The sequence below is a fragment of the Kosakonia sp. genome (genome assembly GCF_032104925.1).
GTDB lineage: Bacteria > Pseudomonadota > Gammaproteobacteria > Enterobacterales > Enterobacteriaceae > Kosakonia.
The window spans coordinates 16,783-40,808 of the sequence record NZ_DAMCGF010000007.1; the positions used below are offsets into that span (position 1 = coordinate 16,783).

Here is a 24,026-nt window from a genome sequence, read left to right on the forward strand (position 1 = left end):
GGCTAAGCCGCTGTTTTTTATATTGGGCTTTGTATAAGAAAAATAATTAGTGACGCGCTTCGCAACCTTCAATCCGCTTAATTAATAAACTGGTACGCTGAGTTAATATTATGTTAACGACTTGTTTATTAACTGGGGTTGTGATGACCAAGAATACTCATTTTAGAGGTGATGCATTGAAGAAGGTTTGGCTAAACCGGTATCCCGCCGATGTTCCGGCGGAGATCAATCCTGACCGTTATCAATCCCTGGTTGAATTATTTGAACACTCCACGGCGCGTTACGCCGACCAGCCTGCGTTTATCAACATGGGCGAGGTCATGACGTTCCGTAAACTTGAAGAGCGCAGCCGGGCGTTTGCGGCTTACTTACAGCAGGGGCTGGGGCTGCAAAAAGGCGATCGCGTCGCGTTGATGATGCCGAACCTGTTGCAATACCCGGTCGCGCTGTTTGGTATCTTGCGCGCCGGGATGATCGTGGTGAACGTCAACCCGCTTTATACGCCGCGTGAACTGGAACATCAGCTTAATGACAGCGGGGCTGCCGCGATTGTTATTGTGTCGAATTTCGCCCATACGCTGGAAAAGATCGTTGATAAAACGCAGGTGCGGCATGTCATTTTGACGCGCATGGGCGACCAGCTTTCCCCGGCAAAAGGGACGCTGGTGAACTTCGTGGTGAAATATGTGAAACGGCTGGTGCCCAAGTATCATCTGCCGGACGCCATCTCCTTCCGTCGGGCGCTGCAGACCGGTTACCGCATGCAGTACATCAAACCGGAAGTGGTCGCCGACGATCTCGCCTTCCTGCAATACACTGGCGGCACAACCGGCGTGGCAAAAGGGGCAATGCTGACGCACCGCAATATGCTGGCAAACCTTGAACAGGTGAACGCGACTTACGGGCCGTTGCTGCATCGCGGGAAAGAGCTGGTGGTCACTGCGCTGCCGCTGTACCACATTTTCGCCCTGACTATGAACTGCCTGCTGTTTATTGAGCTCGGCGGGCAAAACTTATTGATCACCAACCCGCGCGATATTCCGGGGCTGGTGAAGGAGCTTGGCAAATATCCGTTTACGGCCATGACCGGCGTGAACACGCTGTTCAATGCCTTGCTGAATAACGACGATTTCCGCAAGCTGGACTTCTCCTCGCTGCACCTGTCCGCCGGTGGCGGGATGCCTGTTCAGCAGGCGGTTGCCGATCGGTGGGTGAAATTAACCGGGCAGTATCTGCTGGAAGGTTACGGTCTGACCGAATGTGCGCCGCTGGTCAGTGTGAACCCGCATGATATTGACTACCACAGTGGCAGCATTGGCCTGCCGGTTCCCTCAACGGAAGCCAAACTGGTCGATGACGACAACAATGAAGTTTCACCGGGCGAACCGGGCGAGTTGTGCGTGAAAGGGCCGCAGGTCATGCTGGGATACTGGCAGCGCCCGGACGCCACGGATGAGATCCTGCGTGACGGCTGGCTGCACACTGGCGATATTGCGGTGATGGATGACGAAGGCTTCCTGCGCATCGTCGATCGCAAAAAAGATATGATTCTGGTTTCCGGTTTTAATGTCTATCCGAATGAAATCGAGGATGTGGTGATGCAACATGCCGGCGTGCAGGAAGTGGCGGCTGTCGGCGTACCGTCGGAAAGCAGCGGCGAAGCGGTGAAGATTTTCGTAGTGAAAAAGGACGCTTCGCTGAGCGAAGAGGCATTGATCGCTTTCTGTCGCCGTCAGCTGACCGGCTATAAAGTGCCGAAGCTGGTTGAATTTCGCAATGAACTGCCAAAATCGAATGTCGGTAAGATTTTAAGGCGAGAATTGCGTGACGAAGCGCGTGGCAAAGTGGACAATAAAGCCTGAGCTATGCGTGAGTCCCCTAACGCCGGTTAAGCCGGCGTTTTTTATGGGCGCAACTAAAGAGAAAATGACGTGAATTACCAGATGATAACGACGAACGATGCGCTGGCAGCAGTATGTGAAGCCGCCCGCGCATTTCCAGCGATTGCCCTGGATACCGAGTTTGTCCGCACCCGCACCTATTATCCGCAACTGGGGTTGATCCAGCTGTATGACGGTGAACATGTGGCGCTGATTGATCCGCTGACCATCACCGACTGGACGCCGTTTCGCGATTTGCTCATCAACACCGCCGTGACCAAATATTTGCATGCGGGAAGTGAAGATCTGGAAGTGTTCCTCAATGCGTTTGGTGTACAGCCACAGCCGATGATTGACACGCAGATCCTCGCCGCGTTCTGCGGCCGCCCGCTGTCGTGGGGCTTTGCAGCGATGGTGGAAGAGTTTACCGGGCTGGTGATTGATAAGAGCGAATCCCGTACTGACTGGCTGGCGCGTCCGCTGACCGAACGCCAGTGCGATTACGCCGCCGCCGATGTGTGGTACCTGCTGCCTATCGCCGGTAAATTGCTGGCGGAAACCGATCAGGCGGGAAGACTGGATGCCGCGCTGGATGAGTGCCGCCTGATGATGCAACGCCGCCAGGAAGTGTTAGCCCCGGAAGAGGCGTGGCGCGAGATTACCAACGCATGGCAATTACGTACGCGCCAGCTTGCCTGTCTGCGCTTACTTGCCGACTGGCGGCTGCGCAAAGCGCGTGAGCGCGATTTAGCCGTCAACTTTGTGGTGCGTGAAGAGAACCTGTGGGCCGTGGCGCGTTATATGCCTGGCAGTATGGGCGAACTGGACAGTATTGGTCTTTCCGGGAGCGAAATCCGCTTCCATGGCAAAACGCTGCTGGCGCTGGTTGCGCAGGCGCAGGCATTGCCGGAAGAGGCGCTGCCAGAGCCGCTGCTTAATCTGATGGATATGCCGGGTTATCGTAAAGCGTTCAAAGCTATCAAAGCGCTGGTGCAGACCATCAGCGAGAGTCAGGGTATTAGCGCTGAGCTGCTGGCATCACGCCGGCAGATTAATCAATTACTCAACTGGCACTGGAAATTGAAACCGCAAAATTCGTTGCCGGAATTAATTAGCGGCTGGCGTGGGGAATTGATGGCCGATCAGCTGAAAATATTACTTGCGGAATACCCGCGTTAAATACTGTAAATAAATACAGCCTATTTGCGGAAATAAAATAAAAAAGGCAGAAAATATTCTGCCTTTTTTTATCCCGGTACCTGGGAAATCTATTTTGTCTCTTCGGTTTCCGGTAGGGTGACGTTCAGTTCCAGAATGGAAATATCATCCCCTTTTTGCTCCAGTTGCACCGACACCATTTCCGGATCGATTTGCACGTATTTGCAGATCACTTCCAGAATGTCCCGCTTCAACTGCGGTAAATAATGCGGTTCAGCATCGCTGCGGCGGCGTTCAGCAACAATTATCTGCAGACGCTCTTTCGCAATGCTAGCGGTGTTCTTTTTTCTGGAGAGAAAAAAGTCGAGTAATGCCATAACTTATCCTCCGAACAGGCGTTTGAGGAAACCTTTCTTCTCTTCTTCAATGAAGCGGAAAGGACGATCTTCTCCCAGCAGACGTTCCACGGCATCGGCATAAGCTTTGCCGGCGTCAGCATTGGTATCCAAAATAACCGGCTCACCCTGGTTCGACGCACGTAACACCGACTGATCTTCCGGGATCACGCCAATCAGTTTGATACGCAGGATTTCCAGTACATCTTCCATACTGAGCATGTCACCACGGTTTACGCGACCCGGGTTATAACGGGTGAGCAGCAGGTGCTCTTTAATCGGCTCTTCGCCATTTTCCGCGCGGCGGGATTTCGACGCCAGAATACCGAGAATTCGGTCAGAGTCGCGCACGGAAGAGACTTCCGGGTTGGTGGTAATAATCGCTTCATCAGCGAAGTAGAGCGCCATCAATGCGCCTGTCTCAATGCCTGCCGGGGAGTCGCAGACGATAAAATCGAAGTCCATTTTCTTCAGGTCTTCCAGCACTTTATCGACGCCTTCGCGAGTCAGAGCGTCTTTATCACGCGTTTGCGATGCCGGGAGAATGTAGAGGTTTTCAGTGCGTTTATCTTTGATTAACGCTTGATTGAGTGTGGCATCGCCCTGAATAACGTTAACGAAATCATAAACCACGCGGCGCTCACAGCCCATAATCAGGTCGAGGTTACGCAGGCCGATATCGAAGTCGATAACAACGGTCTTTTTGCCCTTCTGGGCTAAACCAGTAGCGATGGCCGCGCTGGAGGTGGTCTTGCCAACGCCCCCTTTACCCGAAGTAACAACAATAATGCGTGCCATAGGAGTTCCTTGTTAAAAGGGCTTAATTTAAGGGTTGAATTGTCAAAGCGTCGTTGGCCAACTGCAAACGCGCCGCTTTGCCATAAAATTCGGCCGGGATCTGATCGCTCAGCCAGTATTCCCCCGCAATGGAGACCAGCTCCGGCGTGAGGTGAGAACAGAATATTTGGGCGTCTTTATCGCCACTGGCGCCTGCCAGCGCCCGGCCGCGCATCATGCCATAGACATGAATGTTGCCATCGGCGATAAGCTCTGCGCCCGCGCTGACGTGGCTGGTCACAATCAAATCACAATTTGGCGCATAAATGCGCTGGCCGGAACGCACCGGCGCGTCAATTAAGCGTGTTTTTGTGATCGGCGCCGCAACCGGCGTCGGTTCCGGTGCGCGCTCGTTACGCGCTGCTTTCTCTTTTCCTTCCGTCAGCAGCGGAAGACCGGCGCGTTCAACTTCAGCCTTCAGTTCTGGATCTTTGCAACCGCTAATGCCAACCACATGTAAATCTGTCGTGGTAATAGCCTGCAACAGCGCGGGCCAGTTAACAGCGCCTTCCAGCGCGGAAACATTGACAACAATAGGAGCGTGCAGCAAAAAAGCGGGAGCCTGAGCGATTTTGTCTTCTAACGCCTGACGAATAACCTCGGGTTTTGCATCATGCAAGTGAACCACTGATAAGGTAAAACTACTGCCTTTTAGCTCGATGGGCGTATTTGACATCCTGACCTTACTCATTTTGCTATTATCACCCGCATCTTGAGTGATATTCCGAAGACTATCAGGCATGTTATAGTCACTATTATTTTCAGGCAAGTAACCTCCCGATAATTCCGAGTAAAAGTATGTTTTGTGTGATCTACCGAAGTGCCCGACGCGATCAGACTTATCTGTACGTCGAAAAAAGAGACGATTTTTCCCGCGTGCCGGAAGCATTAATGCAAAGTTTCGGTCAGCCTCAGTTGGCAATGATTCTGCCGCTCGATGGCCGTAAAAAATTAGTCGGTGCAGATTTAGAAAAAGTAAAAGAGGCGTTAATTTCGCAGGGCTATTATTTGCAACTTCCTCCGCCGCAAGAAAATTTATTGAAGCAGCATCTCGCCGCTCAGGGTAAAGAATAATCCTACGGCAGTAACGGCGGATCGCTCCGCCGTTTCTTAATTATGGCTATTGTATCGCCGTAACATATTGGCATTTGACAAACCGCCGGGTGGCGCGGATAGTCATTTTTCGCTCATGTTCAATGTGTTACCGGAGGTCGTACACCATGTATCAACATCATAACTGGCAGGGCGCTCTGCTGGATTTCCCGGTGAGTAAAGTGGTTTGCGTTGGCAGCAACTATGCGAAACATATTCAAGAGATGGGGAGCGCTACCCCGGAAGAGCCGGTACTGTTTATTAAGCCCGAAACGGCGTTGTGCGATCTTCGCCAGCCGCTGGCGTTGCCGCAGGATTTTGGGTCGGTTCACCATGAAGTTGAGCTGGCGGTGCTGATTGGTGCAACGCTGCGTCAGGCGACGGAAGAGCATGTGAAAAAAGCGATTGCCGGTTATGGTGTCGCGCTCGATCTGACGCTGCGCGATCTGCAAGGCAAAATGAAAAAAGCCGGGCAACCATGGGAAAAAGCGAAAGGGTTTGATAATTCCTGCCCCATTTCAGGTTTTATCCCGGCGGCGGAATTCCAGAGCGATCCGCAAAACACCACGCTTGGGCTGAAAATCAACGGCGAAGTGCGCCAGCAAGGCACCACGGCGGATATGATCCATAAAATTATTCCGCTGATTGCCTATATGAGCCGCTTCTTTACCTTAAAAGCCGGCGATGTCATTCTGACCGGCACGCCAGAAGGGGTGGGGCCATTGCACAGTGGTGATGAGCTGGAAGTGAGTTTCGACGGGCTTTCATTGACGACTCGCGTCCTTTAAAGCAGTTTGCCGCCTTTCCTGGCGGCAAAACTTGCATCCGCATGCCAGACTGGTTATAAGGTGCACCCTGGATTTCAACGGCGGATTTCATCATGAGCGACACTCCTTTCTGGCAAAGCAAAACCCTTGAGCAAATGACGGACGCGGAGTGGGAGTCGCTGTGCGATGGCTGCGGGCAGTGCTGCCTGCATAAGTTAATGGATGAAGACACTGACGAAATCTATTTCACCAACGTTGCCTGTCGCCAGCTAAACATAAAAACCTGCCAGTGCCGCAACTACGAACGCCGCTTCGAGTATGAGCCGGACTGCATCAAGCTGACCCGTGAAAATCTCCCCACTTTCGAATGGTTGCCGCCAAGCTGCGCTTATCGCCTGCTGGCGGAAGGAAAGGCGTTGCCGCTGTGGCACCCGTTGCGTACAGGCTCGAAAGCCGCCATGCATGCCGAGCGTATTTCGGTGCGCCACATTGCGGTGAAAGAGTCAGAAGTCCGCGACTGGCAGGAGCATATTCTAAATAAACCGGAATGGGCTGACTAACGAAAACGTCATACATAACCGGGACAGTCAGCCGCCAGCAGGGCAAGGAAAAGTGAAGAACCGCGTTCTTGTCACGCGGGCGCTTCAGGGTCGGTAAGATGACGAACGCGACGAACAAAGAGGCCAGCAACAGCCCGCTAAGAAGCGTACTGGCAGCAGCGATATGCAGAGCAATATAGAGAATAAAAGAAGAGACAATGGCGAACAGCCTGATCTTCTGCGTAAAAAAGAGCGTACCTGAAGCGAAGTAAATAAGTGCGATAACTCCAGCCACCCGAATCGTCCTTTTCCCTGCCAGTATTCATCTTTGCGGATGTTGCCTTGATCCTGAATCAGTCAAAAAAAACGCTCCCGAAGGAGCGTTCTGTTAGCGACCAAACAGGTCGCGTTTTTTCGGTTTGAACGGCTGAGCAATCAGCACCAGCAGTGCCACAACCAGATAGGCGACAAAAATGCCCAGCAACCATTGTGGCATTTCCAGCGTCAGGAATGACCACTGGCGCTCGGCACAGTCACCAGAAGCAACAAACACCTGCGGCAGCCATTTATCCAGCGGCAGCCAGCCCGGAAAACGAGCGGCAAAATCGCAGGTCATAAACGGCGAAGGATGTAACTGGATCATGGTATGTTCCCAGGCCAGCTGGATGCCGCGCCACGCGCTGTAGATCCAGATAGCCAGAGCGACATAACGTAATGGTGTTTTCGGCGCAATGGCTCCGACAATACCCGCGCCCATTACGCCAAAGAGCGCACTGCGTTCATAAATGCACAGGACGCAAGGTTTAAGCAGCATGACATGCTGGAACCACAATGCGACCATTTCCAGCGCAAACGCTGTTAGCGCCATCAAAAGCCAGGCGCCGCGCCCGCGTGAGCACCCGTTTAAATATCGCAACATAATCATTTCCCTGGGAGATGCGTAGACAAAGCAGTGTAAACGAAATCATTGCGCAGGCCACTAGCGGGCAAGAAAATAATGCGTAATCGAATGTTTATCATGCGAAAAGTCAAACCTGGCAACAAAGTGCTGCCATTTACGCAACAAAATATCCTCCGTGCTGCGGGGTAAATATTGCGCATCAAAGCCCTGTTACTATTGCGGATAAGTGTTGTTAAATCGCCAAAATGGATCCCCGATCCCCTTTTTTCTTCATGAGGTACGCTACCTGCACCGGGTGCGGTCTGGTATGATGAGTGTCCTTTGCTTAGCTGTGTAATGGAAATCTCTCTATGGTCATTAAGGCGCAGAGCCCGGCGGGTTTCGCGGAAGAGTACATCATTGAAAGTATCTGGAATAGTCGCTTCCCTCCGGGGTCGATTCTTCCGGCTGAACGCGAACTCTCTGAACTGATTGGCGTCACTCGTACCACATTGCGTGAAGTTTTACAGCGCCTCGCCCGTGATGGCTGGCTGACAATTCAGCACGGCAAGCCGACGAAAGTGAACAACTTCTGGGAAACCTCCGGGCTGAATATTCTGGAAACGCTGGCGCGTCTGGATCACGAGAGTGTTCCGCAACTGATCGATAATCTGCTTTCAGTGCGTACCAACATTTCCACGATTTTTATTCGCACCGCGTTTCGTCAGCATCCGGAAGACGCGCTGAAAGTACTGGCCAGCGCGCGTGAAGTTGAAGATCATGCTGATGCCTTCGCTGAACTCGATTACAACATTTTCCGCGGTCTGGCCTTTGCGTCCGGTAACCCAATTTATGGTTTGATCCTTAACGGCATGAAAGGGTTGTATACGCGAATTGGTCGCCACTATTTCTCAAGCCCGGAAGCCCGCAGCCTGGCGCTCGGTTTCTACCACCAGCTGGCACAAGTGTGCGAACAGGCGCAGCATGACAAAGTCTACGAAGTTGTGCGCCGCTATGGTCATGATAGTGGTGAGATCTGGCATCGGATGCAGAAAACGATGCCGGGTGATTTAGCCTTACAAAGCCGATAAGCAAAGAAAACCCCTCAACAGAGGGGTTTTTCATTACAGGCTGTTGGCGCGGGGCGGACAACGCTCCAGTAACTCCACACTGCCATCTTCGTTTTGCTGTTCCAGCAACACATCAAAACCCCACAAACGATGCACATGTTTCAGCACTTCGCGGCGCCCCTTATCCAGCGGCGCACGGTTGTGCGGAATATAGCGCAGCGTCAGTGAACGGTCGCCGCGCAGATCCACATTCCACACCTGGATGTTTGGCTCAAGGTTGCTGAGATTGTATTGCGAGGAGAGTTTCGAGCGGATCTCCCGGTAACCCTCTTCATTATGGATAGCGGCAATCTCAAGATAATTGTTACGGTCATCATCCAGCACGGTAAAGAAGCGGAAATCGCGCATGATCTTCGGCGACATAAACTGGCTGATAAAGCTCTCATCTTTGAAATCGCGCATCGCGAAATGCAGCGTTTCCAGCCAGTCCGAACCGGCAATATCCGGGAACCAGTAACGGTCTTCATCCGTTGGCGACTGGCAAATACGCTTAATATCCTGGAACATCGCAAAGCCCAGCGCATACGGGTTAATGCCGCTGTACCACGGGCTGTTATAGGGCGGCTGGAACACCACGTTGGTGTGGCTGTGCAAAAATTCCAGCATAAAGCGGTCGGTCACTTTGCCTTCGTCATACAGGTGGTTAAGGATGGTGTAGTGCCAGAACGTCGCCCATCCTTCGTTCATCACCTGCGTCTGTTTTTGCGGATAGAAATACTGGCTCACTTTACGCACGATACGCAGGATCTCGCGTTGCCACGACTCCAGTAACGGCGCGTTTTTTTCCATAAAGTAGAGCAAGTTTTCCTGCGGCTCTGCCGGGTAGCGACGCGCCTGCGCGATGGTTATTTCTTCTTCGCGTTTGGGCAGCGTGCGCCACAGCATATTCACCTGGCTTTGCAGATACTCTTCACGGCTTTTCTGCCGCGCCTTCTCCTCCTGCAACGAGATTTTCTGCGGACGTTTGTAGCGATCGACGCCGTAGTTCATCAGTGCGTGGCACGAGTCGAGTAACTTTTCCACTTCGTCCACACCGTAGCGTTCTTCGCAATCGGTGATGTATTTACGCGCGAAAATCAGGTAGTCGACGATTGAGCTGGCATCGGTCCAGCTTTTGAATAAGTAATTGTTTTTAAAGAAAGAGTTGTGTCCATAGCAGGCGTGCGCCATCACCAGCGCCTGCATGGTAATGGTGTTCTCTTCCATCAGATAAGCGATGCAAGGGTTAGAGTTGATGACTATCTCGTAGGCCAGCCCTTGTTGCCCATGCTTATAAAGCCGCTCGGTTTCGATAAATTTCTTCCCGAACGACCAGTGAGGGTAATTGATCGGCATGCCGACGCTGGAGTAAGCGTCCATCATCTGCTCTGAGGTGATCACTTCGATTTGGTGCGGATAGGTATCCAGCCGATAAAGTTTCGCCACCCGGTCAATCTCCGCCAGGTAATCATCCAGCAGTTCGAAAGTCCAGTCGGGTCCATCGCTCAGACGAATAGAATCCTTATTCATTGAGTCAATCGTAGCCATTAGCGCGCCCTCGTTGTTAACGACACTCTCTGTATGGAGCGTCTCATTTCAAGCATAGAACACGCAATTAAATCTGTACCTAAGCCATAAATTTTTCTTCGCGATTTTTCATCATATCAACGGCGTAAATAGCTAGTGTTTCGAAATATTATGCTGCGGCGAAAAGTCGCGCAGCAGGAGATGCTAAATAACAGAAACCCTTGTCATACGGCGAAGCTGTGAGGAAGCTCACCATAAAAAAGCCATATGTTGAATAATATTTTCATCTGGGTTATCAATTTGTAATCAGATGATCGTGCTTTACTCACAGGAGAGGGATATGCGAGTTGTTGTGTTAGGAAGTGGCGTGGTGGGTGTCACCAGCGCCTGGTATTTACGCCAGGCCGGGCATGACGTCACGGTGATTGATCGCCAGCCGGGTCCCGCGCAGGAAACCAGCGCCGGTAACGCCGGGCAGATCTCACCAGGCTACGCCGCGCCCTGGGCGGCGCCAGGTGTGCCGTTAAAAGCCATTAAATGGATGTTCCAGCGCCATGCGCCGCTCGCAATCAGCCTCGACGGCACCTCATCGCAACTGAAATGGATGTGGCAGATGCTGCGCAACTGCGACACGCGCCACTATATGGAAAATAAAGGCCGCATGGTGCGTCTGGCGGAATACAGCCGTGATTGCCTGAAACTGCTGCGCGAAACTACCGGTATTCAGTATGAAGGGCGGCAAGGCGGTACATTGCAGCTGTTTCGCACCGCCGAGCAGTACGAAAACGCCACGCGTGATATTGCCGTATTACAGGATGCCGGCGTGCCTTATCAGCTGCTGGAGTCTGCCCGGCTGGCGGAAGTCGAACCCGCGCTGGCGGAAGTTGCACACAAACTGACCGGTGGTTTGCGTCTGCCAAATGATGAAACCGGCGACTGTCAGCTTTTCACCCAGCAACTGGCGCAGATGGCGGCGCAGGCGGGCGTGGAGTTTCGTTTTAACACCCCGGTGGATCGCCTGCTGTATGAAGGCGAGAACATCTACGGTGTGAAATGTGGAGAAGAGGTGGTCAAAGCCGACGCGTACGTGATGGCATTTGGCTCGTGGTCTACCGGCTTACTGAAAAACATCGTCGATATCCCGGTATACCCGCTGAAAGGTTATTCATTAACGATCCCGATTGCCGAAGAAGACGGCGCACCGGTTTCAACGATCCTGGATGAAACCTACAAAATTGCCATTACCCGCTTTGATCAGCGTATTCGCGTCGGCGGCATGGCGGAAATCGTTGGCTTTAATACGGAACTGCTGAAACCACGCCGAGAAACGCTGGAGATGGTGGTGCGCGATCTCTTCCCGCGTGGCGGATTTGTCGAGCAAGCAACTTTCTGGACCGGCCTGCGCCCCATGACGCCAGACGGTACGCCCGTGGTCGGACGCACGCCGTATAAAAACCTGTGGCTGAACACCGGGCACGGCACCCTTGGCTGGACAATGGCTTGCGGTTCCGGCCAGCTGTTAAGCGACCTGATGTCCGGCAGTACTCCTGCGATTGCTGCTGATGATTTAAGCGTGGCGCGTTATTCGCCTGGCTTTACCCCTGTGCGCGCGCACCATTTACACGGTGCTCATAACTGATTCGAAGAAGGAATAGGAATGTCTCGTCCGGTTCTCGCCACGCTTGATTTAACGGCGCTGAGCAATAATTTACAGGTTGTGCGCCGCGCGGCACCTGCCGCAAAAGTCTGGTCGGTTGTGAAGGCGAACGCTTATGGTCACGGTCTGGATCGCATCTGGCGCGCGCTCAACAGCACAGATGGCTTCGCGATGCTCAATCTTGAAGAGGCCATTTTGCTACGCGAACGCGGCTGGAAAGGGCCGATTCTGATGCTGGAAGGGTTTTTCCATGCCGACGAACTGCCGCTGTTTGATAAATATCGCCTGACGACCAGCCTGCACAGCAACTGGCAGATCAAAGCCTTGCAGGACGCGCGTCTGCAGGCGCCGCTCGACGTTTATCTGAAGATCAACAGCGGCATGAATCGTCTCGGCTTTATGCCTGAACGCGTGCACACCGTGTACCAGCAACTCAATGCCTTAACCAACGTGGCGACCGTTACGCTGATGTCCCATTTTGCTGAAGCGGAGCGGGCAGACGGTATCACCGCGCCGCTGGCGCGCATTGAGCAGGCGGCGGAAGGCATTAACGCGCCGCGCTCGCTGGCTAACTCCGCCGCCACGTTGTGGCATCCGGAAACGCACTATGACTGGGTGCGCCCCGGCGTGGTGCTGTATGGCGCTTCGCCATCAGGCGCGTGGCAGGATGTCGCCAACAGCGGGATCCGCCCGGTAATGACGCTGAGCAGTGAGATCATGGCCGTGCAGACGCTGAAAGCCGGTGAAACGGTGGGCTACGGTTGTCGTTACCGCGCGCAGAGCGAACAGCGTATTGGTGTTGTCGCCTGTGGGTATGCCGACGGCTATCCGCGCATCGCGCCTTCCGGCACGCCAGTGCTGGTGGATGGCATTCGTACCGGCATTGTTGGTGCGATCTCAATGGATATGCTGACGGTGGATTTAACCCCGTGCCCGCAGGCCGGGATTGGTACGCCGGTTGAGCTATGGGGTAACGAGATAAAAATCGATGAAGTGGCGGCGGCGGCCGGAACAGTAGGGTACGAATTGATGTGCGCCCTGGCGCCGCGCGTGCCTGTTGTGACAGTGTAACTTAACGCGAGGCGGTTATTCCGCCTCGTCTTCCGCCACGCGAACGCCGACCTTCAGTACCGCATTATCGGCTTTTTCCGCCACTGTCCAGATCATCCCGGCGAACTCGACCTGATCCCCCACGACCGGCGCGGCACCCAGCAGTTGCTGCACAATATCGCCCAGCGTTTGCTGGCTTTCACGATACTCCAGCCCCTCTTCCAGACCGTAAATCAGCGCCACATCGGCAAATTTAGCATCAGCTTCAAGAATAAAATCACCGAAGAAGCGCTGATCCAGCGCCACCGGCGGAGACTGGCTAAACAGCTTCCCGAGCGCGGGGAGATCGCTTTCGCGGCCAATCACGCATAACACATCGCCTTCACGCAGCCGGGTACTGCCGGTCGGGTGCAGAAGGCTGTTGTCACGAAACAGTGCCGCAATACGCGTATCCGCAGGCATGTGTAAATCACGCAGTGCAGCACCCACGCACCATTTATCCGCACTGAGTTGATAAACAAACTGCTCAAACGGATTGTCCGGGTGAATATCCAGACCGACGCGGGAGACCGGCCAGCCAACCGGTGGCACGACAACTTTGGCTTTTTTCGCCGCCCACGAGAGCGACGTTCCCTGAAAAAGCAGCGAGATTAACACCACGAAGAAGGCGACATTAAAGAACAGGCGCGCGTGATCAAGCCCGGCCATCATCGGGAAGGTGGCGAGAATAATCGGCACCGCGCCGCGCAACCCCACCCAACTGATAAAAATGCGTTCGCGCAGGTTAAAACCGCGAAACGGTAACAGGCTGGCAAACACGGACAGAGGACGAGCAACAAAAATCATCCACGCCGAGAGGATGAGTGCGGAAACCGCAATCGGCAACAGATCAGACGGTGTGACTAACAGACCCAGCACCAGGAACATGGCGATTTGTGCCAGCCAGGCCAGGCCATCAAAATTTTGCAGGATACCGTAACGGTTACGGATAGGGCGGTTGCCCAGCACAAAACCACATAGATAGACCGCCAGAATGCCGCTCCCGTGCAGGGCTGTGGTTAAGGCGAAAACCAGAATCCCGCCGCTCAGTGCCAGCAGCGGATAAAGGCCCGGCGGCAGAGAGATGCGGTTAATCATCTGCTGCAACAGATAGCCGCCCAGGCCGCCGAGCAGAATACCGAGGCCAAACTCCCGCACAATATGCACGAGGAACATGATGTCGATGTCTGCCGTGTGCTTCTGGATCATCTCAATCAGCGTGATGGTAAGAAACACCGCCATCGGATCGTTGCTGCCGGATTCGATTTCAAGGGTAGAACCGACACGCTCGTTCAGCCCTTTACCGCCGAGCAGCGAGAACACCGCGGCGGCATCGGTGGAGCCAACAATCGCGCCGATCAAAAAGCCTTCCATAATGTTGAGCTTGAACAGCCAGGCGGCCATCATCCCGGTTAAACCGGAAGTGACCAGCACACCAATAGTCGCCAGGGAAAGCGCGGGGCCAAGCGCGACGCGAAACGAGCTGGCGCGGGTGCGCATGCCGCCATCGAGTAAAATGATCGCCAGCGCGAGGTTACTGACCATGTAAGCAAAAGGGTAGTTATCGAACGGAATACCGCCGATACCGTCGACACCGGCCAACATACCGATTGCCAGAAAGATAACCAGAATGGGAATACCAAGGCGGGAGGAGAAAGAGCTTAATAAAATACTGCAGGTTACAAGAACTGAACCCAGAATAAACAGACTGATTATCGCCTCAGCGTCCAATGGTGTGCTTCTCCTTAATCCTCACCGTGGGGGATCCCGGGCGGCGGTAACCGGCCGGGTTGATTAGTGCGTCATATAATAACGGCAGAAACAAGGCTTTAATAAGAGCATAAAGCGCTTTTTTTACCTCAAGATCGTGGGATGACCCGTTAAGGTCAGTTGCGTCTTTTCAGCATGTTGCAACCGGGCATGCGCACCGAGCGGCAGTGTGACGGTCTGCGGTTCATGACCAAACGCCAGCCCGCTGACCACCGGGATCGTCAATTGCGCGCGCAGATAGTCGATCATCTTATTAAGATTGTAGCCCGCATCGTAATCGTTGGGTTGCGCCAGCGAGAAACTGCCGAGGATCAGCGCCCGCTGCTGCGCCAGAATACCTGAGTGCAACAACTGCAACAGCATGCGTTCCACGCGGTAGGGATGTTCATTAATGTCTTCCACCACCAGAATGCCGCCGGGTATGGACGGCAGCCAGGGCGTACCAATCAGCGAGGTTAACATCGCCAGGTTTCCACCCCACACCGTGCCTGCCACGTCACATTGCGGGCCTTCACCGTCCCACTCAATGGTAAAGGTTTCATTGCTGATGGCGCGCCAGAAGTGCTCTGCCGTAAAGGCATCCAGCGTTTCGGCACCGAAATTACCCGCCAGCATTGGCCCGCTAAACGTGATGACTTTGCCGTATGCCAGCAACCCAAGTTGAATGGCGGTGAAATCGCTATGGCCGCAGATCAGCAACGGTTGATGCTGCTGGCGCGCTACCAGCGCCTGCCAGTCAATATCCGCGAGCAGACGGCTGACGCCGTACCCCCCGCGCACCGGCATCACGATAATGTTGTCGCCCGGCAATTGCGCCAGTGCGTTGATATCCGCCAGGCGCTCTTCGTCATGTCCAGCGAAACGCTCATGACGGCGGGTGATGACGTGCTGATTGTTAACCTGATGGCCTTGCGAAGTGAGACGTTCGACGCCAAGCGCTGCGGCGTGCTGGTTAATGCAATAGCCGGAAGGGGCAATCAGATGGAAGGTGGACATGGCAATTCCTTGCTGACATCTATAGGGAAACAGTTATCATGCCGCTAACCTGTGTCGTTGTCATCCGTAGCCGATGACACTTATAGAAGGATTAGCTTGCGTGAAATTGAGATGGTTTGCTTTTTTAGTGGTACTGCTCGCCGGATGTAGTTCAAAACAGGATTATCGTAACCCGGACTGGAACCCGGAAGTTCCGGTAAAACGCGCAATGCAGTGGATGCCCATCACCGAAAAAGCCGGTGCAGCCTGGGGCGTCAGCCCGCAATTGATCACCGCGATGATCGCCGTGGAATCCGGCGGTAACCCGAATCTGGTCAGCAAATCCAACGCCGTTGGCCTGATGCAGCTTAAAGCCTCCACCGCCGGGCGCGAAGTTTACCGTCATATGGGCTGGAGCGGACAACCGTCCACCAGCGAACTCAAAAACCCGGAGCGCAACATCTCCATGGGGGCGGCTTATTTGAGTATTCTTGAGCACGGGTCGCTGGCAGGCATCCGCGATCCGAAAGTGATGCAGTACGCCCTGGTGGTCTCGTATGTGAATGGCGCAGGCGCGCTACTGCGGACTTTCTCGTCCGACAGAAGCGAAGCCATTGAAGAGATAAACGAGTTAAGCGCAGACGCGTTTATGAAGCATGTGGCGGAAAACCACCCCGCGCCGCAGGCGCCGCGCTATATCTGGAAAGTGCAAAAAGCGATGGATGCGATGTAATTAGCGTACCCGGCTGGCGCGTTCGCGCGCCTCGCGCTCCAGGGCAAAAATAATGCGCTGGAGCTCGCGTTCCACGCCCGGGCTGACATTCAAAAAGCGAAAACTCAGACGCGGCGTGACAATGGTTTCATTCTTGCCATCAACGACTTTACGCTCGCCAATCGCGATCAACTGCGCGTCAAAATAGAACTGCCCCCACGACGCCATATCCAGTTCCACTTTGGAAAAACGCATGCCCGGTTGCAACGCGGCAGGCGCTTCGCCATCCAGCAGCGCGCCCATGCCGCCTAATGACAAGTCGAACAGACGAAAGCGAATCTCGCTTTTATCCGGCATAAATGCCTTACAAAAATAGGCCGGGTGGAGCGGGGCGCTGATGCGAAAATATTCACGGCGCTGAATAAACCACAGCGTTTCCGGAAGCGGAGTAATAAAAGCAGGTAAAGCCTGAAAATCGCCTGCAGAAAGCTTTGTCAGTGTGAACTCGACTTTGGCGCCATGTGTTTCAGCGGTCACGGTAACCTTTCCCGCACGCTGTACTGCGTTGTTCTCGTACTCCTGGCTGCCAAAATCCATGACCAGCTCTTCTGGATTCACTTCCAGTATCTTGCTGATGAACTGACCGCTACCCCAGGTGATGCAAACGGGCACCTGGTTCTTTTGCAGGTCGCGTAAAACGCCCAGCACGGCCAGAGGATTTTGTTTCAGGAACTGCTCACTGTAATTGCTCACGCCGAATGGCTCCTTGATGGCTGACACACCTTCGTTGCTTTATCGGCATTCCCGGCAAGAACTTAATACAAATAACGTAATTATTTTCGTAATCCGTTTGAATTAAGTCTGTGAGATGAAAATGTTTTATGACCGACATCTATACTGTAGCTAACGCGTCGCCGAAGTGGTATGTGCGCGTCAACAAGACTAACAGAAGGAGAGAGAAACATGGGCATTCTCGCGTGGATCGTTTTTGGCCTGATTGCTGGCGTTATTGCTAAGTTGATTATGCCAGGACGGGATGGGGGCGGTTTCATTCTGACTTGTATACTTGGGATCGTCGGGGCCGTTGTCGGCGGCTGGCTCGCGACACAATTTGGTTATGGCGGAGATATTACCGGCTTCAACTGGCACAGTTTCCTGATCGCGGTGCTGGGTTCGATTGTCGTGCTGGCCGTCTTCCGGTTGTTCAGACGAAATTAACCGCCAGTTCATCCGTTTTTTGAGACAAAAAAGCCGCAACATGATTGTTGCGGCTTTTTGCTGTGCGCGTTACTGCGCGACGGCTTGCTGCTGTTTTTGTGGCTGAGTCGTTGGTTCAACCTTCGCGGCAGCCTGCTGTGCGGGCTGCGTTTGCGGTACGCTGTCGCACGGTTTCTCTTTCGGGCAGATCAGATCGAGCATTTTCAGCGTCACACCGTTGGTCCAGCCGAAACCGTCCTGCAGCGGATATTCGCCACCGCCGCCACCTGTGCCGGTGGTGCTGACATCATATTTCTCGACCAGTTTTTTCTCACGATCGTAAGTGTGCTGCACATTAGTCAGAAAACGCCAGCTCACTTCCATTGCCAGTTTCTGCTGATCGTAATTTTGCAGGCCCGCTGTTGCCACCCATTGCAGCGGCGCCCAGCCGTTCGGCGCATCCCACTGCTGACCGCTCTTCACCGTGGTGGTAGCGATACCCCCCGGCTTCAGCAACCGTTCTTTGGCCGCGCTGGCCACTTTATCGGCGCGATCTTTGGCGGCGGCATTAACAAACAACGGGTAAAGCGCTGCGGCTGTCAGCTGATTACGCACCTTCTTCGTCTTCAGATCGTAATCCGCGTACCAGCCCTCTTTTTCATTCCACAGATTGGCCTCGATACCTTTCTGACGCGCGTTCGCCAGCGCATCGTACTGGCTTGCTTTCGCGCTATCGCCGGCTGCCTGATAACCACGGGCGAGCATTTTTTCCATCTTGAACATCAGCGCATTCAGATCAACCGGCACAATGCTGGTGGTACGAATGGTGCCAAGCTGATTGGGATCGTCCATCCAGCGGGAGCTAAAATCCCAGCCCGACGCGGCGGCAGAACGCAAATCGCGGTAAATCTCGGTTGCCGGGCGATTGGGGTTATTTTTGGCCGTTGTCACATCATCCAGCCACGACTCCGGGCGCGGCGTATCGCGATCGTCCCAGTAGCGGTTCAGGATGCTGCCATCGCTGAGCTTAACCACGCGCTTATTGGCCTGGCCTGGCTGCAGCGTATCTGCACCTTCCATCCAGTACTGGTACTCTTTTTCCATTTGCGGCAGCCAGGTTTTCAGCGCTTCGTCACCGTCGTGCGTGGCCAGCAATTCCACCATCAACGAGAAGAAGGGCGGCTGCGAGCGGCTCAGGTAGTAGCTGCGGTTGCCGTTAGGAATATGGCCCCACGTATCGATTTCATGGCCAAAGTTGCTGATCATGTCTTCAATCTTGTCCCAGTGGCCGCTCTCGGCGAGGCCGAGCATCGTGAAATAGCTATCCCAGTAATAGACTTCGCGAAAACGTCCACCCGGCACGACATAAGGTTTTGGCAGCGGCAGCAGCGAATCCCATTTCCCTGCGCTGTCGGTGGTGCGTGTTAACACCGGCCACAGCCCGTCAATATGCTCACGCAGGTTTTGTCCTTCAGGCGGAACATACTTCTCCCCCTCTTTGGGCAGCGTAAAGTTCACATCGACAAAGTGGCGTAAATCGAAACTGGTTTGCGTGCGCTGCATGCGGTAATCCGCGAGGATCATCAGCGGGTCGCCTTTCGGCACGGCATCGGCAAAGGTTTTTTGATCGGGAAAGAGCTTAGCGGTTTGCACATCGCTGAACAGCGGACCGAGCAGAACATCCGGTGGCTGCGGCGTATTTTGCGCCTCGGCGGCGAAAGAGTGGGGAGCTGTGGCGAGTAACGCGCCGCCTAACGCGATTTGCATGACCAGCAGCAGAGCGCGCGGTCGGTGTAGAACAGGTCTTGTCATCGATTATTCTCCTTAGCGGGTGCACAGCGGTGCTGCCGCAATCAACCTTGCACAAAACCATAGTCGAATCTGAAACAAATCGTGTGTCGCGTTTGGCATTTTGCACGATTCCAGACAATTTCCCCGTCTGGCTGGCAGAGCAGGGGGCGGATTTTATGCTCTCGCTGCACAAATAATCAGCACCGGCTGCATACCTGTCCGTCAGGGGCTTTTTATTTATTTGCGACAGGGCCCGAAATGGGTAAATAGTGCGCTGTATCAATTTTGCTGAATGGGTTCGTTTATTGTCGATTCACAAAAATTAAGTCTGACTACACAATTTAAGGTGGGTTGAAATTTCATATGAAAGTAAAGAATGTTTCCTGCCAGGGACTGTTACACACTTGACTATCGTGCTGTGGAAATAATGTTTATTTGTTCAATATATTTTGCCTATCAAAGCCAAAATAACGCCGTTGCTTATCTTGTACGTTAATCCGCACTTTTATTCAGGTAATTTCACTACTAAATATTGTAGGGTTTATCACATTAAATTAGTTTTTAGGATTCATCCTATCTCGCATTTTAAAATATATGCTATTGCCTTGTTGTCACTAATATTGATTAATAATCAGCGATTTATGCAAAGATTGCGCACCGTTACAAAATGGGTGGGTTGGCATCTTTACGGATTATCATCTAAAGTGAAATTCTTTCTTGAGAATTGTCCTAATTTGCAAAAAAATTAAATAATAGTATTTCAACAGGTCGGAGATCATATTGAATTGAATAATCTGATCTGTAAAATTGTGTCACGATAGTCAATGAAAAGTAATATTATTGCGGCCTGTCCCTGCGACAGACTCGTGCGGTAGCTATGCCTTTTATTCATTATCTGAGCGTTTAACTGGACATGGATTTGCGTCATTTAGAGCGATTTAAATACCCTTTCCAAAACGCTCCAGGTCAACACAGTAATATATTTGCAATGGAAAAAAACGTTATGAACATGCGAATGGTATTGGCTCTTCTTTTTGTCTTTGGCGTTTCGGCTTGTAAAGCGCCACCTAAACCCGCCCCAACCGATGACACCATCGTCACCAGCGAAGTGAACGGTGTCACGCTGACACACCGCTACGCGGTTATTCCGCCGAAGGAATTCCAGCCTATCAAACAAGACTATCGCGCGCTTTACCCGGCGTCGGTGATGAGCACCCCGGATTTCGGCGGCAAAGTGATTCGCCAGCTGCAAGCCGGTAAAACCTATGTGGTTCTGGGTCAGGTTGAACACTTCTGGATGGCGCTGGCCGATGAAGGTCAGGAAGAGCTGATTGGTTATGTACCGATGCGTGCCGTCGTGAAAAGCGAGCTGTACGAAAAAACCCTGCGTGATGACGCACGCAAACTGAAACGTAAAAAACAGACCTGCGTGACTGTCGATGGCAGCGGTAAGGCTTGCAAAAACGCCAACTCCGGAACGTGGATCATCAATTAATCCAGCCGTGACGAGTACCTGGTATGAATAATAATTCGGTTGTACGCCAGATTAGCCTGGTGTTTTTCTTTGTGCTGGCCACCCTGGCCAGCGGTTGTGGCTCCTCTTCACACAGCGTACCTACCAGCTATAACCTTCAGTTCAGGGCTCATCCGCAAATCAATGAGTCCGCTCCCCTTAAAGTCAGGGTGTTGCTGTTGAAATCGGACGCGACATTTATGTCCGCCGATTTCTGGTCGCTGCAAAACAACGCAGATAGCGTACTTGGCGCCAACCTGCTGAACAGTGATGAATTTTTCCTGATGCCCGGCCAGTTGTCGAAAACGCTGAGCGGTAAAAGCGCGCCCGACGCGCGTTACATCGGCGTGATGGCGGAGTATCAGGCGCTGGATGGCAAAAAATGGCGGATGTCCTTACCGCTTCCGGTGCAGGGAGAGACGCACTTCTACGAATTCTGGAAATCGTCGTCAGACGAACTGGAAGCCAACATCTTCCTCGACGTCAATGGCATCCGTGTGATTTCCAAATAGCGCCAGTCTTAACAGGAAAACCGTATGAACAAAGCAGAAAAGGTCGTGTGGACCGAAGGTATGTTTCTGCGCCCTCATCACTTTCAGCGAGCGGAAAGCTATCTGCAACACCATATTCGCGAGTGGGGGACACTGCAGCGCCCGTATCTTTGGGGCTACCTTGATATCGAGCTCGACGATGCCATGCTGCGCCAGGGCTGTATTGCCCTGAGTTATGCCAGCGGTTTACTGCCGGATGGCACGTTCTTCTCATTCCACGATGCTCGCCAGGCGCCCACACCGCTGGCTATCCCTGACAATATTAACAATGAGCGTGTGGTGCTGGCGCTGCCTGCCCGTCGCGGCGGGCGTGATGAGGTGATCTTTAGCGAAGAGAAAGATTCGCTGGCGCGTTATGTCACCTGGGAAAGCGAAGTCGATGACGATAACGCCATGTCCGTCGGGCCGGCGGCGGTGCAGTTTGGCCGTCTGCGTCTGAAACTGATGCTGGAAAAAGATCTCTCGGCAGAGTGGACGGCGATCGGTGTCGCGCATGTCGTAGAAAAACGTAACGATAACCACGTTCGAATTGATAGCCGTTATATTCCGCCGATGCTGAATGCGGTTAACAACCCGGCGATTTACGCCATTATCAACGATCTGCAAAGTTTGCTGATGCAGCGTAGCCAGCAGATTGGCCAGCGTCTGCGCCAGCCGGGGCGTTTTAATACCTCCGAAATGGTGGAATTCACGCTGCTGGCGTTGATTAACCACCATGTCGGCCAGGTTTCCCATCTGAAAACGCTGCCGATGATCCACCCGGAAGAGTTGTGGCGCAGCTGGCTGGCGTTTGCCACCGAGCTGACCACCTGGACCGCGTCGCGCTCGCCGGAAGAGACGCTGCCGGTTTACGACCATGACGATCTGGCCGGGTGTTTTGGCAAGTTACAACTGATGCTGCGCAATGGGTTGTCTCTGGTGATGGAAGAGCACGCCATCCAGTTGCCGCTCACCGAACGCACGCACGGGTTGAATATCGCCACGTTGCCGACCACCACCATGGCGCGCGAGTTTGGTTTCGTGCTGGCAGTAAAAGCCAGCGTCCCGGGCGAAATCCTGCAAACCCATTTCCCGGCCCAGATGAAAGTCGCGCCGGTCACCAAAATCCGCGACCTGGTGCAGTTGCAACTGCCGGGTATGAAGCTGCGCACCATGCCGGTCGCGCCGCCGCAAATTCCGTGGCATGCCGGTTACAACTATTTCGAACTGGAAAAGGGCGGCGAGCTGTGGAACGAAATGGAGAAATCGGGGGCTTTCGCGCTGCATCTGGCAGGTGAATTCCCGGGTCTTGATATGGAGTTTTGGGCCATCCGTAGCCCGACTGAATAATACAGCGAGCGCACAATATGCAGGAACAACAAGCCTCCGGCAGCGATGCCGCTCTGGCAGGAGCAAGTGGCAACAATCCTTTGGTCGCGGCCGCCAACCCGCTGCTTAACGCGATACCGCAGATCCGCTATTCCGTTTCTCATGATGATCAAAGCGGTCTGCGCCAGCACCTGATTGATGAAATTCGCCGTTTTGAAGTGCGCTGCCAGCAATCCGGGCTGGCCTACGAAGTGATCGTCGGCGCCCGTTACTGTTTATGCACCGCGCTGGATGAAGCGGCGGCGCTCACGCCGTGGGGAAGCCGTGGCGTCTGGTCCGGTAGCGGTCTGCTGGTGACGTTCCACAACGAAACCTGGGGCGGGGAGAAATTCTTCCAGCTGCTGGCGCGCTTGTCGCAAAACCCGCGCGAACATATCGCGCTGCTGGAGCTGATCAACTTCTGCCTGTTACTCGGTTTTGAAGGACGTTACCGGGTGATGGACAACGGCCGCACGCAACTGGAAACCATCAAACAGCGCTTGTGGCAGATGATTCGCGGTGTGCGTGGCAACTATCCGCCGCCGCTGTCGCCGCACCCGGAAGATCAACCGGTCATGCGCAAATTGTGGCGGCCGGTTATTCCGCTGTGGGCGTGTGTCGGGCTGGCGGGTTTTCTCGCCTGCCTGTTCTATATCGTGCTCAACTGGCGTCTGGGTGACAGCACCAACCCGGTGCTGGCGAAAATTTACCAAACCCAGTTGCCGGAAGCGGCCATTGAGCAGCCGGTACAAAACGTGCAGCCGGTACTTAACCTGCGCGCGTTTCTGCGCCCGGAAATTCAGGCAGGCCTGGTGGCGGTGCGTGATGAAGCCGATCGCAGCGTGGTAACACTCAAAGGCGATGGGCTGTTTGCCTCGGGATCGACGGTGGCACGCGAAAGCTATGAACCGGTTATCGATCGTGTTGCGCAGGCGATGAATAACGTCAGCGGCAAAATTCTGGTGGTGGGTTTCAGTGACAACGTGCCGATCCGCAGTGCGCGTTTCGCCTCGAACTACGAGCTGTCGCTTGAGCGCGCGCGTTCTGTGCAGTCGCTGCTGCAAAAACACCTGTCGCAACCGGCGCGTGTGAAAGCGGAAGGGCGAGGGGAGATGAACCCGATAGCGCCGAACAACTCGGCTGAAAACCGCGCCCGTAACCGCCGCGTAGAGATTACTTTGCTGGTGTCGCCGGGAAATACGGCCGCCGAGCTGAACGGATTGCCGCAAGGAAACTAAAG

Annotated in this window: 23 protein-coding genes; 14 read left to right on the top strand and 9 right to left on the bottom strand. The window is 53.7% G+C overall.

Features of this window, described 5'->3' with window-relative positions; all coding sequences use genetic code 11:
- Window positions 1-176 precede the first annotated feature (176 nt).
- Window positions 177-1,862, top strand: a complete 1,686-nt coding sequence (fadD, locus tag RT644_RS15220; RefSeq protein WP_313627203.1) for a long-chain-fatty-acid--CoA ligase FadD — start codon at window positions 177-179, stop codon at window positions 1,860-1,862.
- Window positions 1,863-1,931: 69 nt separating this feature from the next.
- Window positions 1,932-3,059, top strand: coding sequence for a ribonuclease D (gene rnd, locus RT644_RS15225; protein WP_114413865.1), 1,128 nt, complete (start codon window positions 1,932-1,934; stop codon window positions 3,057-3,059).
- An 89-nt stretch (window positions 3,060-3,148) separates the two neighbouring features.
- Here the strand turns inward: rnd and minE are convergent, their stop codons facing one another.
- From minE to minC, 3 genes are read right to left on the bottom strand one after another with little or no spacing between them, the layout of a single operon-like run.
- Complete coding sequence (gene minE, locus RT644_RS15230) at window positions 3,149-3,415, bottom strand: cell division topological specificity factor MinE (RefSeq protein ID WP_017456990.1); 267 nt, start codon at window positions 3,413-3,415, stop codon at window positions 3,149-3,151.
- A gap of 3 nt (window positions 3,416-3,418) precedes the next feature.
- Window positions 3,419-4,231: a septum site-determining protein MinD gene (gene minD, locus RT644_RS15235; RefSeq protein ID WP_017456991.1), complete on the bottom strand. Its 813-nt coding sequence runs from the start codon at window positions 4,229-4,231 to the stop codon at window positions 3,419-3,421.
- Window positions 4,232-4,253: 22 nt separating this feature from the next.
- On the bottom strand, window positions 4,254-4,946 hold the full coding sequence (gene minC, locus RT644_RS15240) for a septum site-determining protein MinC (protein WP_020454071.1): 693 nt from the start codon (window positions 4,944-4,946) through the stop codon (window positions 4,254-4,256).
- 122 nt (window positions 4,947-5,068) lie between these two features.
- Here minC and RT644_RS15245 point away from each other — a divergent pair, with 122 nt between their 5' ends.
- The 3 genes from RT644_RS15245 (at window position 5,069) to RT644_RS15255 (ending at window position 6,689) form a co-directional block, all read left to right on the top strand.
- The gene (locus RT644_RS15245; protein WP_045509846.1) at window positions 5,069-5,344 is read left to right on the top strand and encodes a YcgL domain-containing protein; all 276 of its coding nucleotides are present in this window, start codon (window positions 5,069-5,071) and stop codon (window positions 5,342-5,344) included.
- Window positions 5,345-5,490: 146 nt separating this feature from the next.
- Window positions 5,491-6,150 (top strand): fumarylacetoacetate hydrolase family protein, encoded by a 660-nt coding sequence (locus RT644_RS15250; RefSeq protein WP_313627204.1) that lies wholly within the window; start codon window positions 5,491-5,493, stop codon window positions 6,148-6,150.
- Window positions 6,151-6,242: 92 nt separating this feature from the next.
- On the top strand, window positions 6,243-6,689 hold the full coding sequence (locus RT644_RS15255; protein WP_020454068.1) for a YcgN family cysteine cluster protein: 447 nt from the start codon (window positions 6,243-6,245) through the stop codon (window positions 6,687-6,689).
- Between the two features lie 367 nt (window positions 6,690-7,056).
- Here the strand turns inward: RT644_RS15255 and dsbB are convergent, their stop codons facing one another.
- Entirely contained in the window at window positions 7,057-7,587 is a 531-nt protein-coding gene (gene dsbB / locus RT644_RS15260; protein WP_016495635.1) for a disulfide bond formation protein DsbB, read from the bottom strand.
- A gap of 332 nt (window positions 7,588-7,919) precedes the next feature.
- Here dsbB and fadR point away from each other — a divergent pair, with 332 nt between their 5' ends.
- Window positions 7,920-8,639, top strand: a complete 720-nt coding sequence (fadR, locus tag RT644_RS15265) for a fatty acid metabolism transcriptional regulator FadR (RefSeq protein WP_313627205.1) — start codon at window positions 7,920-7,922, stop codon at window positions 8,637-8,639.
- 33 nt (window positions 8,640-8,672) lie between these two features.
- Here the strand turns inward: fadR and RT644_RS15270 are convergent, their stop codons facing one another.
- Window positions 8,673-10,205: a SpoVR family protein gene (locus RT644_RS15270; protein WP_016495637.1), complete on the bottom strand. Its 1,533-nt coding sequence runs from the start codon at window positions 10,203-10,205 to the stop codon at window positions 8,673-8,675.
- 277 nt (window positions 10,206-10,482) lie between these two features.
- Here RT644_RS15270 and RT644_RS15275 point away from each other — a divergent pair, with 277 nt between their 5' ends.
- Together RT644_RS15275 and dadX are read left to right on the top strand one after the other, a co-directional pair.
- Window positions 10,483-11,823 carry a D-amino acid dehydrogenase gene (locus RT644_RS15275; protein WP_327062256.1) on the top strand — a complete coding sequence of 447 codons (1,341 nt, stop codon included), beginning with the start codon at window positions 10,483-10,485 and terminating at the stop codon, window positions 11,821-11,823.
- Between the two features lie 18 nt (window positions 11,824-11,841).
- Window positions 11,842-12,912: a catabolic alanine racemase DadX gene (gene dadX / locus RT644_RS15280; RefSeq protein WP_313627206.1), complete on the top strand. Its 1,071-nt coding sequence runs from the start codon at window positions 11,842-11,844 to the stop codon at window positions 12,910-12,912.
- Between the two features lie 15 nt (window positions 12,913-12,927).
- Here dadX and RT644_RS15285 read toward each other — a convergent pair whose 3' ends face one another.
- The gene (locus RT644_RS15285; protein ID WP_016495640.1) at window positions 12,928-14,661 is read right to left on the bottom strand and encodes a potassium/proton antiporter; all 1,734 of its coding nucleotides are present in this window, start codon (window positions 14,659-14,661) and stop codon (window positions 12,928-12,930) included.
- A gap of 123 nt (window positions 14,662-14,784) precedes the next feature.
- On the bottom strand, window positions 14,785-15,696 hold the full coding sequence (gene ldcA / locus RT644_RS15290) for a muramoyltetrapeptide carboxypeptidase (protein ID WP_313627207.1): 912 nt from the start codon (window positions 15,694-15,696) through the stop codon (window positions 14,785-14,787).
- Window positions 15,697-15,796: 100 nt separating this feature from the next.
- On the opposite strand from ldcA, the gene emtA reads away from it, so the two are divergent.
- Window positions 15,797-16,408 carry a membrane-bound lytic murein transglycosylase EmtA gene (emtA, locus tag RT644_RS15295; RefSeq protein ID WP_313627208.1) on the top strand — a complete coding sequence of 204 codons (612 nt, stop codon included), beginning with the start codon at window positions 15,797-15,799 and terminating at the stop codon, window positions 16,406-16,408.
- Here emtA and RT644_RS15300 read toward each other — a convergent pair whose 3' ends face one another.
- Complete coding sequence (locus tag RT644_RS15300) at window positions 16,409-17,140, bottom strand: flagellar brake protein (RefSeq protein ID WP_016495643.1); 732 nt, start codon at window positions 17,138-17,140, stop codon at window positions 16,409-16,411. It lies immediately after the preceding gene.
- Between the two features lie 210 nt (window positions 17,141-17,350).
- Between RT644_RS15300 and RT644_RS15305 the strand changes: the two genes are divergently transcribed.
- Entirely contained in the window at window positions 17,351-17,605 is a 255-nt protein-coding gene (locus tag RT644_RS15305) for a GlsB/YeaQ/YmgE family stress response membrane protein (protein WP_016495644.1), read from the top strand.
- 69 nt (window positions 17,606-17,674) lie between these two features.
- Here RT644_RS15305 and RT644_RS15310 read toward each other — a convergent pair whose 3' ends face one another.
- Complete coding sequence (locus RT644_RS15310) at window positions 17,675-19,396, bottom strand: alpha,alpha-trehalase (protein WP_097405797.1); 1,722 nt, start codon at window positions 19,394-19,396, stop codon at window positions 17,675-17,677.
- A 982-nt stretch (window positions 19,397-20,378) separates the two neighbouring features.
- Here RT644_RS15310 and RT644_RS15315 point away from each other — a divergent pair.
- The 4 genes from RT644_RS15315 to RT644_RS15330 are packed head-to-tail and all read left to right on the top strand — an operon-like array spanning window position 20,379 to window position 24,024.
- Window positions 20,379-20,870, top strand: a complete 492-nt coding sequence (locus RT644_RS15315; RefSeq protein ID WP_016495646.1) for a hypothetical protein — start codon at window positions 20,379-20,381, stop codon at window positions 20,868-20,870.
- A 23-nt stretch (window positions 20,871-20,893) separates the two neighbouring features.
- Window positions 20,894-21,400 carry a type VI secretion system lipoprotein TssJ gene (tssJ, locus tag RT644_RS15320; RefSeq protein ID WP_016495647.1) on the top strand — a complete coding sequence of 169 codons (507 nt, stop codon included), beginning with the start codon at window positions 20,894-20,896 and terminating at the stop codon, window positions 21,398-21,400.
- A gap of 24 nt (window positions 21,401-21,424) precedes the next feature.
- The gene (gene tssK, locus RT644_RS15325; protein WP_016495648.1) at window positions 21,425-22,768 is read left to right on the top strand and encodes a type VI secretion system baseplate subunit TssK; all 1,344 of its coding nucleotides are present in this window, start codon (window positions 21,425-21,427) and stop codon (window positions 22,766-22,768) included.
- Between the two features lie 17 nt (window positions 22,769-22,785).
- Window positions 22,786-24,024 carry a DotU family type VI secretion system protein gene (locus RT644_RS15330; protein ID WP_016495649.1) on the top strand — a complete coding sequence of 413 codons (1,239 nt, stop codon included), beginning with the start codon at window positions 22,786-22,788 and terminating at the stop codon, window positions 24,022-24,024.
- Window positions 24,025-24,026 lie beyond the last annotated feature (2 nt).